At 70.6% G+C, this 12,274-nt stretch carries 11 protein-coding genes; 5 read left to right on the forward strand and 6 right to left on the reverse strand.

Annotation, left to right across the window (positions count from 1 at the left end; all coding sequences use genetic code 11):
• Positions 1-51: 51 nt before the first annotated feature.
• The 3 genes from AB5J55_RS12995 to AB5J55_RS13005 are packed head-to-tail and all read right to left on the reverse strand — an operon-like array spanning position 52 to position 3,211.
• Complete coding sequence (locus tag AB5J55_RS12995; protein WP_369270827.1) at positions 52-912, reverse strand: carbohydrate ABC transporter permease; 861 nt, start codon at positions 910-912, stop codon at positions 52-54.
• Positions 909-1,856, reverse strand: a complete 948-nt coding sequence (locus AB5J55_RS13000; protein WP_369270828.1) for a carbohydrate ABC transporter permease — start codon at positions 1,854-1,856, stop codon at positions 909-911. The genes AB5J55_RS12995 and AB5J55_RS13000 overlap by 4 nt, the downstream gene beginning before the upstream one ends.
• Positions 1,853-3,211, reverse strand: a complete 1,359-nt coding sequence (locus AB5J55_RS13005) for an extracellular solute-binding protein (RefSeq protein ID WP_369270829.1) — start codon at positions 3,209-3,211, stop codon at positions 1,853-1,855. The genes AB5J55_RS13000 and AB5J55_RS13005 overlap by 4 nt, the downstream gene beginning before the upstream one ends.
• Before the next feature lie 335 nt (positions 3,212-3,546).
• Here AB5J55_RS13005 and AB5J55_RS13010 point away from each other — a divergent pair, with 335 nt between their 5' ends.
• From AB5J55_RS13010 to AB5J55_RS13025, 4 genes are all read left to right on the forward strand, one after another.
• Entirely contained in the window at positions 3,547-4,170 is a 624-nt protein-coding gene (locus AB5J55_RS13010; protein ID WP_369270830.1) for a toxin-antitoxin system, toxin component family protein, read from the forward strand.
• Positions 4,167-5,396: an MAB_1171c family putative transporter gene (locus AB5J55_RS13015; RefSeq protein ID WP_369270831.1), complete on the forward strand. Its 1,230-nt coding sequence runs from the start codon at positions 4,167-4,169 to the stop codon at positions 5,394-5,396. The genes AB5J55_RS13010 and AB5J55_RS13015 overlap by 4 nt, the downstream gene beginning before the upstream one ends.
• Positions 5,393-6,799, forward strand: coding sequence for an NAD(P)/FAD-dependent oxidoreductase (locus AB5J55_RS13020; RefSeq protein WP_369270832.1), 1,407 nt, complete (start codon positions 5,393-5,395; stop codon positions 6,797-6,799). Before AB5J55_RS13015 ends, AB5J55_RS13020 begins: the two co-directional genes overlap by 4 nt.
• Positions 6,800-6,952: 153 nt before the next feature.
• Positions 6,953-7,699: a phosphotransferase family protein gene (locus AB5J55_RS13025; protein WP_369270833.1), complete on the forward strand. Its 747-nt coding sequence runs from the start codon at positions 6,953-6,955 to the stop codon at positions 7,697-7,699.
• Between the two features lie 73 nt (positions 7,700-7,772).
• Here the strand turns inward: AB5J55_RS13025 and AB5J55_RS13030 are convergent, their stop codons facing one another.
• Both AB5J55_RS13030 and AB5J55_RS13035 read right to left on the reverse strand, forming a co-directional pair.
• Positions 7,773-8,621, reverse strand: coding sequence for an SMP-30/gluconolactonase/LRE family protein (locus AB5J55_RS13030; protein ID WP_369270834.1), 849 nt, complete (start codon positions 8,619-8,621; stop codon positions 7,773-7,775).
• The gene (locus AB5J55_RS13035) at positions 8,618-9,391 is read right to left on the reverse strand and encodes an IclR family transcriptional regulator (RefSeq protein ID WP_369270835.1); all 774 of its coding nucleotides are present in this window, start codon (positions 9,389-9,391) and stop codon (positions 8,618-8,620) included. The genes AB5J55_RS13030 and AB5J55_RS13035 overlap by 4 nt, the downstream gene beginning before the upstream one ends.
• Before the next feature lie 258 nt (positions 9,392-9,649).
• On the opposite strand from AB5J55_RS13035, the gene AB5J55_RS13040 reads away from it, so the two are divergent.
• The gene (locus tag AB5J55_RS13040; RefSeq protein ID WP_369276171.1) at positions 9,650-11,722 is read left to right on the forward strand and encodes a TerD family protein; all 2,073 of its coding nucleotides are present in this window, start codon (positions 9,650-9,652) and stop codon (positions 11,720-11,722) included.
• 48 nt (positions 11,723-11,770) lie between these two features.
• Here AB5J55_RS13040 and AB5J55_RS13045 read toward each other — a convergent pair whose 3' ends face one another.
• A complete protein-coding gene (locus AB5J55_RS13045; RefSeq protein WP_369270836.1) occupies positions 11,771-12,247 on the reverse strand; it encodes a hypothetical protein in 477 nt (158 codons plus the stop codon).
• Positions 12,248-12,274 lie beyond the last annotated feature (27 nt).

Consider the following 12,274-nt stretch of genomic DNA (forward strand, 5'->3'; position numbering starts at 1 on the left):
CGCCCACGCGGCGGAGCCGCACATTGCGACGGCCCCGCGCCCCTTGAGGCGCTACTGGCCGGCCAGGCCCGTATGGGCCACGCCTCTCACGATCTGGCTCTGGAACAGGACGAAGGCGGCGATCAGGGGGAGGCCCGCGATGATGCCGCCGGCCATGAGCTGGGGCCAGACGATGCCGAAGGCGTTCTGGACGGTGGCGATGCCGTTCGGCATGGTCATCAGGTCGGGGTTGTTGGTCACCATGTACGGCCAGATGAAGTTGTTCCAGGAGGCGATGAAGGTGAAGATCCCCACCGCCGAGAGGGACGGCTTCGACAGGGGCAGGACGATCGTGAAGAAGATCCGCCAGCGGCCCGCGCCGTCGATGAAGGCCGCCTCCTCCAGTTCGCGGGGCAGCGACTGGAAGAACTTGTAGAGGATGTAGACCATCGCCGCGGGCGCGCACTGAGGCAGGATCATGCCCCAGTAGGTGTCCACCATGCCGAGCGACTGCACGGTGGTGAACAGCGGGACGCCGAGGACGGCCGGGGAGAACATCAGGCCCGCCATCGTGACCGCCATCAGAGCCGACTTGCCGCGGAACTCCGTACGGGCGAAGCCGTATCCGGCGAGCGACGACACCAGCAGCACGATGAAGGTGACGCAGACGGACACCACGACCGAGTTCACGAACCAGTTGGGGATGTTGCCGGCGTCCAGGACCGCCTGCCAGGACTCCAGCGTGAAGTCGTCGGGGATCCAGTGCGGGGCGGCCACCGATTCGGTCGGGGTCTTGAGGGAGGTGGACAGGGCCCAGAGCAGTGGGGCCACCCAGATCGCCGAGAGGGCCGCGGCGACCAGGGTGAGAGCGATCTGGCCCGGGGTCCACGTGCTGCGTGGCCTGCGGGGTACGGGAGTCGTCGGGGTGGTCATCGGGCGCCCTCCTCGCGGCTGCGCAGCAGCCACATCCGGCCGAGGGCGACGACCGCGATGATCAGGAACAGGATGAAGGAGATCGCGGAGGCGTAGCCCACGCGGTAGCTGGTGAAGCCCTGTTCGAGGGTGTACTGGACGAAGGTGCGGGTCGATTCCTCCGGGCCGGGCCCGAACTGGTACATGACCACGGCCTGGTCGAAGACCTGGAGCGAGGCGAGGATCTGGAGCGCGATCACCAGGCCGGTGATGTTGCGCAGGTTCGGCACGGTGATGTGGCGCAGGCGCTGGAAGGCGTTGGCACCGTCCAACTCGGCTGCCTCGTAGAGGTGTTGGGGGATGTTCTGGAGGGCGGCCAGATAGAGCAGGAAGCTGAAGCCGACCGTCCACCACAGGGTGGCGACGACGACGGCGAGCAGGGCCGTGGACTTCTGGGTGAGCCAGGGGGTGTCCAGGCCGAGGACGTGGTTGACCATGCCGTTGGTGGGCTGGAAGAGCCACCACCACAGGTTGCCGATGACCGCGGACGGCAGCAGGAAGGGGGCGAAGAAGCAGAGCCGCCACAGCCACTTGAAATGCACGGTGTGGTGGGCGACGAGGGCCATCAGCAGGGCCGTGACGACGATGGCGGGGACGACGTAGAGCGTGAACTGCACGCTGTGCGACAGGGAGTCCCAGACCAGGTCGTCCTTGAGCGCCTCGCGGTAGTTGTCGAGGCCGACGAAGCTCGTGTGGTCGCCGGAGATGTTGGCGTCGGTGAAGCTGAGGTAGAGGCCACGGACGACCGGCAGGACGACGAAGAGGCCGTACAGGGCGAAGAACGGGGCGACGAACCAGCCGCCGTGCTGGAAACGGTTGCCCCAGCGCACTCGGGCGGAGTCGGCGGCGGCGGTGGCGCGGGGGCGCAGCACCCCGTGGGCGACCGTGGTGGTCGTAGTGCTCATGCGCCCGCTCCCTTCAGTTCCTGGGCCGCCGTCAGGCCGGTCATGGGGTTCTCGGCCGTGAGCAGTTGGTCCAGGAGGGACCTCATCCGGCGGGCCGCCGTGTCGGGCTTCGCCGAGCCCAGGGTGGACGAGGCGATGACCGGGCCGAGGCGGGTGGCGAGGATGCCGGTGGAGCCCGCGAACCAGATGTGGGGTTCGGTGGCCGGGTGCTCCATGGCGGATCCGGAGTACTCGTTCTGCGGGGTGAGTTCGAGGTAGCCGGGGTCCTTGAAGGTGGGCAGATAGGCGGGTACGTGGCCGCCGTTGGCCCAAGTGGTGGCGTGGGAGACCATGTAGGCGGCGAGTTCGTAGGCGCCCTCGTTCGGGGCGCCGCCGCGGTCGGCCTGGTGGGGCAGGACGAAGGCGTGCGACTCGACGTGGGTGGCCGGGGTGCCGAAGACCGGGGGCAGGGGCTGGGCGCCGTACTCGATCTTCTCGCCGTTGAAGTACGGCACCGACCAGTTGCCCTCCCAGGTGAAGGGCGATCCGGCGATGAAGGCCTCGCCGTCCGCCTCGCCGACGGTGACGTAGCCCTCGGTGACGTTCCTGCGGAGGAACTCCAGGACCTGCGTGGCCTTGTCGGTGTCGAAGGTGACCTGGGTCTGGCCGTCGTCGAAGTAGGTGCCGCCGAGCTGCTGGTAGAAGGAGACGATGAACCACCAGGCGAAGTTCTGGTCGTTGGCGTGCAGCCCCAGGGTCTGCTGCCCCTTCTTCAGCCGGCCCTTGGCCGCCGCGAGGATCTCGAACCACTCGTCGGGGGACCCGGCGGCGGGCAGCCGCCCGTCGGAGTCCAGCAGGCCGGCCTTCTCGCACACGTCCTTGCGGTAGAAGTTCAGCTGGACGTGGATGTCGAGGGGCAGGGCGTACAACTCCCCGTCGACGATGCCCCGGCGCCACAGCACGGGGTTGAAGTCGGCCTCCCGTACGCCGTACTCGGCGAGCAGCCCCACGTCCCAGGGGTCGAGCAGGCGGCCCGGCGCGAAGCCGGGGATACGGCCCTGGTGCATCACCGCGAGGTCCGGCGCGCGGTTGCCCGCGGCGGCCATCGCGAGCTTGGTGTAGTAGGGGCCGCCCCAGGTCAGGGTGGAGTCCTTGACGGCGACGTCCGGGTTCGCCCTGCGGAAGGCGTCCACCATCGCGACCTGGTTGGTGCCGTCGCCGCCCTGGAAGAGGTTCCAGTACCGCACCCGGGTACGGGCACCGGACGCGAGCGCGTCGGCCCCCGTCCCGAGCGCCGCAAACCCAAAGCTGCCGGCCACCGCCAATCCGCCTGCGGTGGCCAGAAGTTGCCTGCGATTGAGGTCAGGTCGTCCCATTCCCTGCCCTTACTGGTCGAGTGCGTGGACGGTACGTTTCAAGATGCTCGAAATGTTCGAAATATCGGCTCCTGCCCGCAACTTCGAACGGGACCGTAGGCTGCAAGCGCTTTCCAGTCAATGGCTTGTGCATGAAATGGGGGGCGGGGTGGAGGGGGTGGGCGAGCCCGAGCGGTGGCCCCCCGGAGGCCCGGCAGCGACAGCGGCTGCGCTGCCCGTTTCGTGCGGAACCGGTCGTTCCGCGTTGAACTACGGTCGCCGGACCACATGACGGGGACACTTCCGGACGCGTAGGCTCGAACAGCCCGCCGACGGGCGGAGGAACAGGGGGTGCGATGGACATCGCGGGCGCGCGCACGAGGGCGGCCCGGGTCGCTGCGGTGCTGCGGCTGCGGCGCTCCCGTTCCGGTTCCGGGATGCGTGAGCTGGCCTCCGATCTGAGCGCCGCCCTGCGGTCCGGACCCCACCCCCCGGCCGACGTACGCGAGTTGTGCCAAGCGCTGTGCGCGGAAATGAGCGCGCGGCGCGGCGGACGGCCCGTCGAGCTGCGGTTCGAGCGGTTTCCCGACGAGATCGAAGTGACCGGGCTGTGGGTGGAGTTCCAGGACTTCGACCTGGTCATCGTCGAGGAGCGGGCCGAGGCGATGCAGCAACTGGTCATCCTGGGCCATGAGTTGTGGCACATGCACGCCGGCCACGGCCACCACCACACCGACGGTACGGCGGCCGCGCACGCGCTCGCCGGCACCCCCGGCTGGAAGGGCATCGCCCTCGCGGTCGCCGCCCGCAACGGCTCCCGGGAGCGGGACGAGGCCGAGGCGGACGACTTCGGGCACCGGCTGGCGGCCGCCTTCCGGCCGCTGTTGTCGGGGCGGGAGGCGGATGCGCCGCTCGGGCCGGTGCAGCGTTCGATGGGCTACCGCGGGAGTGGGAGCGGGAGCGGGAGGACGGCGCGGTGACCGTGCTGGCGTCGACCTCCTCAAGGCTCTTCGGCGATGTCCACATCTCGTTCTGGATCCCCACCATCGCCCTGGGCGCCGCCCTGGCGATCAAGCTGCCCAGCATCCTCAGGATGTGGCGGGACCCCCTGCTGCGCGCCGTCGGCGGCCTGCTGCTGTTCGCCTGCGCGGTGTTCGTATTCGCCGCCCCGGGCACCATCGCCTGGACCAACCGCGTCACCGGGGTACCGAACATCTCGGCCCCCTGGGTGTACTCGCTCATCACCGCGCTGTGCGCGTCCTGGCTGCTGATGATCATCGCCTGGCGCAACGGCCTGTCCAACCGCTCGGCCGCCACGCGCCGGGCGACCCGCTGGGTCGTCTCCGTCTACGCGGGCGTGGTCATCACGCTGTGGGCGCTCTTCGCGCTCGCGGACGCTCCCGTGGAACGGCTGCGGGACCTGGACACGTACTACGCCACAACGCCCTTCATGCGCGAGCAGATCCTGCTCTACCTGCTCGCGCACACCGTGGCCTGCACGATCACGGCAAGACTGATCTGGAACTGGATCCGCACCGAGGGCCTCGACGCCTGGCTGCGCTGGGGCCTGCGGTTCCTGGGCGTCGGCTACGCGACGAACCTGCTCTTCGACGCGTCCAAGCTCACCGCCGTCGTCGCCCGGTGGACGGGCCACGACCTGGACTGGCTGAGCACCGACCTGGCGCCGTCGGCCGCCTGCGTCTCCGCCTCCCTGGTCGCGGTGGGCTTCATCATCCCGCACTCCGGCCAGTACCTGCATGAGCGCTGGCGCATCCGGCGACGCCACCGGCACCTGCGTCCCCTCTCCGTGCTGATGCGGTCCGTCAACGGCGCACGCGAGCCCTTCACCCTGCGCGGCACCCCGGAACTGCGCCTGATCCGCCGCGAGACGTTCGTCCGCGACGGGCTGCTGCAGGTGTCACGGCACCTCGACGAGAAGCTGCGCGGACGGTCGTACGACGCGGCCCTCGCCCTCGGCTTCGAGCCCACCCGGGCGGAGGCCCTCGCCGCGGCCGTGACGATCCTGGACGCCGTCGACGTCAGGCAGCGGTCCCCGAAGGCCGACGCCGACGCCTCCCCGTCCGGCCCGGACACCGCATATCTGCTGCGGGAGATCCAGGCCGTGTCCCGAGCCCTCCGCCATCCCAACGACATCGAGGCGGTACGCGCCCGAGCGACCGCCCCGGCAGAGAGTGCCCCCGCATGAATGAACGCCCCGCCCCAGACGTCAGAACCGCCGTCGTCCTGGGGGGATCCCACACCGGCATGCTCGCGGCGCGCGCGCTCGCCGGATTCGTCGACCGTGTGCTCGTCGTGGACCGGGACACCCTGCCCGGCGACCCGGGCCCTCGCAAGGGGCTGCCGCAGGCGCGTCACGCGCACATGTTGTGGTCGGGCGGGGTCCGGGCCATGGAGGAGTTGCTGCCGGGAGTCACCGACGTGCTCCGGGACGCCGGGGCGCGCCGACTGCCGGTCACGACGGACGTGGTCGCCATGTCGGCGCGGGGCTGGTTCCGGCGCTGGCCCGAGTCCCACCATGTGATCCTGGCCGGCCGGGATCTGCTGGACGCAACGATCCGGGCGCGGGTCCTCGCCGACGAGCGGATCGAGCTGGTCGAGCGGGCGGAGGCGGTGGGGCTCGCCGGTACGGACGCCGCCGTGACGGGAGTACGGATCCGGGCGCACGACGGCGCCGAGCGCATTCTCCAGGCAAGCCTGGTCGTCGACGCCACCGGCCGCGGCTCCGGGGCGCCCCGGTGGCTCAGGGCCCTCGGTCTTCCCGCACCTCAGCGGCGCGAGGTCGACTCCGGGCTGGCGTACGCCAGTCGGCTCTACCTCGCCCCCGAGGACGCCAGGGACGGCTTCCCGGTCGTCAACGTGCAGCCCGACCCGCGCGCCGGAGGGCCGGGCCGGGCGGCCTTCCTGCTGCCGATCGAGAACGGCCGGTGGATCGTCACCCTGTCCGGCACCCGGGGCGGCGAACCCACCGACGTGGCCGAGGACTTCGTCCCGTGGGCCCGCGAGAAGCTGCGGCACCCGCTGATCGGCGAACTGCTCGAGAACGCCGAGCCGCTGTCCGACGTGTCCGTCACCCGCGCCACCGTCAACCGCCGGTACTTCTACGAGCGGATGCCGGTGTGGCCGGAGAACTTCGTCGTCCTCGGCGACGCCCTCGCCGCGTTCAACCCGGTCTACGGCCATGGCCTCGCGGTGGCCGCCCAAAGCGCCCTGATCCTGCGGAATGTGATACAGCGTCAGGGATGGGCCGCACGGGGCCTGTCACGCCGCGTCCAGAAGGCGGTGGCCCGCCCGGTGGGCGCGGCCTGGGACCTCGCCATCGGGCAGGACGTCTTCTACCCGGGCGCAACAGAAACCGGCCCCACCCTCCGCGAACGGCTCGTCGCCGCCTACGTGGACCGCCTCATGCACACCGCCACCGGAAACGGCCGAATCGCCCGCCGAGTCACGGACGTGACGTCCCTGGAGCGCACCGCCGAGGTGCTGCTGTCCCCGTCCGTCCTACTGGCCGCGGCAATCGGCCCGCTCAAACCGGCGCTCAACGGACCGCCGTTGACCGCGGAGGAGCGGAAGGCTGCGGGGTTGGAGTAGGGCTGTTGGGACAGGAGTGTTGGGGCTGCGCGGGCGTGGCGGGTCGCCGTCGGTGTCGCGCACCAGGCCGCCGGGAGCCGGGACGCGGTCACCCGCGCAATCCCACGCGATATTCCCGGCGGCGTGGACGGTCGATCGGGATACTCGTCGCCCATGGATGAGGTCAAGGTCGTCGTCGCCCATTCCGAGCGCGCGACCCTGCGCGTCGGCGACGTGTTCCTGAAGGTGGACGCCGATCAGGCGCGCATCGACGTCGAGGTCGAGGCGATGGCCGTGGCGCCGGTCCCGACCCCGAAGGTGCTGTGGCGCAAGCCGCCCGTGCTCGCCATCGCCGCGGTCCCGGGGACGGCGCTCGGCCGCCTCGGCGAGCCGTCGACCGCGTCCCCGGCGGCGTGGGCCGCCGCGGGTGCCGCTGTCCGGAAGCTGCACGACGCGCCGTTGCCTCCCTGGTCCGGCCGGGCCGGCCGGAGGGTCGACGAGTTGGTGGCGGAGCTGGACCGCGAATGCGAGTTGCTCGTGACGAACGGCCTCCTGCCGGCCGACCTGGTCAGGCGCAACCGTCAGGTCGCCGAGGCCGCGCTCCGGCCGTGGACTCCGGCGTTCACGCACGGCGATCTGCAGATCGCTCACGTGTTCGTCGACAGTGACCAGGTCACGGGCATCCTCGACTGGTCGGAGGCGGGCCGGGGTGATGCCCTGTACGACCTCGCCACCTTGACGCTCGGACACGCGGAGCACCTCGGCGACGTCATCGCCGGGTACGGCACCGACGTCGACCTCGACGTGATCCACGCGTGGTGGTCGCTGCGAAGCCTGCTGGTGGTTCGCTGGCTGGTCGAGCACGGCTTCGACCCGTCCGCGCCGGGCTGTGAAGTCGACGTGCTGAGATCCCGGATGTGAGGCTGCGCGGGCCCGACCGCCCGTCAGGCACCGACGGCACGGGCAACCCGACCTCCCGTGGCAACAGCCCGCCTCAGCCCCTGAACGCCGGCTGCGCCAAGCCCTTCCCCGCGCCCGGCACCACGAACACGGACCCCGACAGCGCGGGCGGCGAGGCGAGGCCGACGCGGGCGGTGGTGATGTACAGGTCGGTCAGGTCGGGGCCGGCGAAGGTGCAGGCCGTCACTCGGGGGACGGGGAGTGGGATCACACGGTCCAGCTCGCCGGCCGGTGTGTAGCGCCGTACCGCCGAGCCCTCCCACAGGGCCACCCACACGCAGCCCTCGGCGTCGACGGTGAGCCCGTCCGGGAAGCCGGCGCCGTCCTCGATCTCGACCAGCGGGCGCCGGTTCAGGGGCCGCCCGTCGGCGAAGTCGAAGACGTCGACGCGGCGCGTCGGGGAGTCGATGTAGTACATGAGCTGCCCGTCCGGACTCCAGCCCGTGCCGTTGCTCACGGCCACGTCGTCGAGGACCACCTCGACCAAGGCCTCACCGGTGATCCGGGACAGGGTGCCGCCGCCCGGCGCCTCGTCGTAGCGCATGGTGCCCGCCCACAGGGAACCGTCGGGCGCGACGGCGGCGTCGTTGGCGCGGCGGCCGGGGACGGGTTCGTGGTGCAGCCAGCGGAAGCTGTGGTCCGGGTCGAGCACCGCCACACCGTCCCGGAGGTTGAGGACGAGCCCGCCGCCGACGCGCGGCTTGACGGCGCCGATGTGCTGGTGGGTCGTGCGGACCGTGCGACGCCCGGAGACGGGGTCGTAGGTGTGTATCCGCGCACCGAGGATGTCGATCCAGACCAGCCGGCCACTCGCCGGATCCCAGGTCGGCCCCTCACCGAGCTGCGCCTCCGCGCGCACGGCCACCTCGTACGGCGCGGTCACGCAACGCTCCGGTGCCCCAGGCGCTCCGACAGCTCGGCGGCCCCCTTGGCGGAGAGCTGCTCCAGCTCGGCACGCCGCTCGTCGCTCCAGCGGATCATCGGCACGGAGATGGAGAGCGCGGCGACGACCTGCCCGGTCCGGTCCCGCACGGGCGCGGCCACGCACGACACGTCCGGGTTGGACTCCCGGCTCTCGACGGCGATCCCCCGCTGCCGAATCTCGGCGAGGGCCTCGCGCAGGGCGCCGGGGTCGGTGATGCTGTTGGGCGTCATGGCGACGAGCTCGGCCCCGTCGGGGATACGGGACGACAGCTCCGAGTCGGGAAGGGAGGCCAGCAGCATCTTGCCGACGGACGTGCAGTGGGCAGGCAGCCGACGCCCCGCCGCGGACACCATCCGCACCGCGTGCGTCGAGTCGACCTTGGCGATGTAGATGACGTCCGTGCCCTCCAGGATCGCCACGTGCACGGTCTCGTCGCAGGTCTCCGCGACGGACCGGGCGACCTGCTGGCCCTCGGCCGCGAGGTCGAGCTGCTCGGCGTACCGGCTGCCGAGCTGGTACGGCCGTACGCCCAGGCGGTACCGTCCCGGCTGACCCGGCACCTGGACGATGTACGACCGAGCCGCCAGAGTGGTCACCAGCTCGTGCACGGTGGTCCGCGGCAACTGGAGCTTGCGCACGATGTCGGGGGCGGAGAGCGTCCCGTCCCCGTCGAGGAAGAGCTCGAGAATGTCGAGAGCCCGGGTCACGGCTGGTACGAGGCGTCCCACGTGCGGCCCCCTCCCTTGCATGCGAGGCTGCGTTCGAGATTTCAACAGCCGATCGGAATAACGAACACAGGCTACTCAAAGTGCGTTTCCCCCGGCAATGGCCTTGCGCGGACCGGCTGGAAAGCTCCGCAGACGCGATGCACGGCCAGTACCGTTACCTATGTGCGGCACGTCACACTGTGCCGTATGGGGAGGCGCCTGGGGTGGCCGCATACGTATGCCCTCAGGCGAGCGATATGGGGGTTTTGTGTGCGCGAAATGACCAAGGGCTCGAACGTGGCCCTGAGTGCGCTGAGTGAAGACGTCGGCTCGGTGATCGTGAGCCTGGGCTGGGTCAGCCCGACCGGTGAGGGCGACGCCGATGTGTCCGTCTTACTGCTGGACACGAACGGAAAGGTCCGCAGTGACGTCGACTTCTACTTTTACAACAACCCGGTGGCTGCCGACGGCAGCGTGCAGCTCCTGGGGAAGACGCCGACGGAGGACGGCAACGAGGACCGGATCTGCTTCGATCTGACAGCGGTCCCGCCCGAGGTCGACCGCATCGTCGTGGCCGCGAGCCGGTACGGCGAAGCGCGCTTCGGAGAACTGGACGCCCTGCAGGTGAGGCTGGCCGACGCCGCGGGGGAGAGCCTCCTCCGCTTCGCCATCGACGACGCCGACGAGGTGAGCGCGATCATCTTCGGCGAGGTGTACCGGCGCGGGGAGGAGTGGAAGTTCCGGGCCGTCGGCCAGGGTTACGCCACCGGTCTGGCCGGCCTGGCGACGGACTTCGGGGTCGACATCGACGACGACGCGGCCGAGGTCGAGGCCGGGTCTCCTGGCGAGGAAGAGGCGAGGCCCACGGCGGAGACACCGGCCGTGGTGAACAGCAGCGGTCAGCCGGATCCCACGGTCCCGGCCACCACACCGGCCACGCTGGAGGCGGTCCCGGCGCCCCGCCGCCCGGACATCGCCGAGACCGAGCCGACCAGGCAGCCTGCAGTGCGGGCCTCGCGGCCACGTACGGCCAAGAAGAAGGTCGCCCTGCCCAAGGTGGTCAGGACGTCGCTGGCGGAGAACGACTCCTGGAGGCCTGCCAGGCTCTTTCCCGTGTCTGCGCTCAAGAGCGACCGGGAACGGGAAACCCGCGCCACCTCGGTGCTGTTGTCGGTGATGGCCCAGGTGCCGCGGTTCGGCAGGCGCCTCACGGCCGCGTTCGGGGCACCCTCCGGCCGGATGGAGACGTTCACCGAGGTGTCCCTGCCGCACGGCGACACCCCTCGGCGCCCGGACGGAGTGATTCGCATCGAGCGGGCGGGCAAGCTGTGGACGGCACTCGTCGAGACCAAGACCAACGGCAACCCTCTCAAGGCCGATCAGGTGCAGGCCTACATGGACATCGCCGCCCGGCGCGGCTACGAGGCCGTGATCACGGTGTCGAACGACGTCGCGCTGGAGGGAAGTCCGCTGGTCGACGTCAAGATCGACCGACGGCGCAAGCACAAGGTGGCGCTCTGGCACCTGTCGTGGGCCGAAGTGGCCTACCAGGCGCAGCTGCTGATCCGGCACGAAGGGGTCGGCAACGCGGCGCGCACCTGGCTGCTGGAGGAGTTGCTGCAGTACCTCCAGCACGAGAACTCCGGCTGCCACGGTTTCCAGAACATGGGCTCGGCCTGGGTGCCGGTACGCAACGGCATCAGCGACGAGACCCTGTGCCAGGGTGACCCGCGCTCCCTGGAAGTGATCGAGAGTTGGGAGCGGCTCGTCCGCCAGGTGTGTCTCAGGCTCGGTGGCGAACTCGGGCAGAAGGTGCTGCCGGTCCAGCGCGCCAGGCGTGGCACCGATCACGGAACCCGCCGAATTCAGCTGGCCGACCAACTGTGTCTGGAGGGGCGGCTCCAGGCGGAGCTTCGTGTCGAACAGGCCCCGGGCGTGCTGACGATCGGCGCCGATCTACGCACCGGCAAGCTGCGTACGTCCGTCGAGATCCCTGCGCCCGAGCAGGGCTATCCGCTGACCTGGGCCAAGCGTCTGATCCGCCGTCTCGCCGAGGCACCGGCGGACCTGCACGTCGAGACCCTGCTGGAGGGCGAGACGGGCGGCCCGCGCGGCACCCTGGAACGCCTTCGCCCCGAACCGGCGGACCTGCTCCCCAAGAACACGGCGACCCCGATCAGCGGCTTCCGGCTGTCCCTCTTCAAGGGCATGGGAAGCAGCCGGGGCAACACCGAGTCGGGCTTCATCCGCAGCGTGGACGAAGCGGTGCACCGCTTCTACACGACGGTCGTGGTCCACCTGGACCAGCCTGCCCCGCGACGAGCTGCGTCGAAGGAGCCGGCGCGTACGTAGCAGCGGGCGGGGGCGTCCTGATACGGCCCCCGTCACCAGGTCTGTCCGTCAGCTACGGGACTTCCCGACGCGGGTGTACGTCACGTCGAAGTCCGTGGTCCACTGCTCACCGTCAGAAGACTGTTCCCACTCGCCCTCGATCATGTTGCCCTCGGGACTGACGGTGGCGGTGAGGCGTTGGTGGAAGCCGGGGGCCGAGCGCCATTGGCGCCAGGTGCGGTCGGTCATGGTGGCCCGGTAGGTGCGGGCGACGGCGCGGCCGTCGGCGTAGAGGGCGGTGAACTCTTCGGCCGCGTCGTCGTAGCCGATCAGGGAGACGGTGGGGAACGGGGCGTTCGGGCCCCACTCGCCCGGGAGGGTCGTCTCCGGGACGACGTCCGAGCGCTGGACCAGGAAGGCGCCGCCCTCCAGCCAGGCGAACTCCGTCCTGAACGGGCCGACGCTGCGGTCGAGGGCCCACAGGTTCCACTCGCCGACGAAGGCGTCGAGCTGTCGCAGGGCGGGGTGCGGTGATGGTTGGCGCATCAGGGTCTCCTCTGCTCGGAAGCGGGC

Source organism: Streptomyces sp. R11, from assembly GCF_041051905.1.
GTDB lineage: Bacteria > Actinomycetota > Actinomycetes > Streptomycetales > Streptomycetaceae > Streptomyces.

Excerpts from the sequence above, each read along its gene's own strand:
- AB5J55_RS13000 (WP_369270828.1), bottom strand. The coding sequence starts at position 1,856 with ATGAGCACTACGACCACCACGGTCGCCCACGGGGTGCTGCGCCCCCGC.
- AB5J55_RS13040 (WP_369276171.1), top strand. The coding sequence starts at position 9,650 with ATGACCAAGGGCTCGAACGTGGCCCTGAGTGCGCTGAGTGAAGACGTC.
- AB5J55_RS13020 (WP_369270832.1), top strand. The coding sequence starts at position 5,393 with ATGAATGAACGCCCCGCCCCAGACGTCAGAACCGCCGTCGTCCTGGGG.
- AB5J55_RS13010 (WP_369270830.1), top strand. The coding sequence starts at position 3,547 with ATGGACATCGCGGGCGCGCGCACGAGGGCGGCCCGGGTCGCTGCGGTG.
- AB5J55_RS12995 (WP_369270827.1), bottom strand. The coding sequence starts at position 912 with ATGACCACCCCGACGACTCCCGTACCCCGCAGGCCACGCAGCACGTGG.
- AB5J55_RS13025 (WP_369270833.1), top strand. The coding sequence starts at position 6,953 with ATGGATGAGGTCAAGGTCGTCGTCGCCCATTCCGAGCGCGCGACCCTG.
- AB5J55_RS13005 (WP_369270829.1), bottom strand. The coding sequence starts at position 3,211 with ATGGGACGACCTGACCTCAATCGCAGGCAACTTCTGGCCACCGCAGGC.
- AB5J55_RS13045 (WP_369270836.1), bottom strand. The coding sequence starts at position 12,247 with ATGCGCCAACCATCACCGCACCCCGCCCTGCGACAGCTCGACGCCTTC.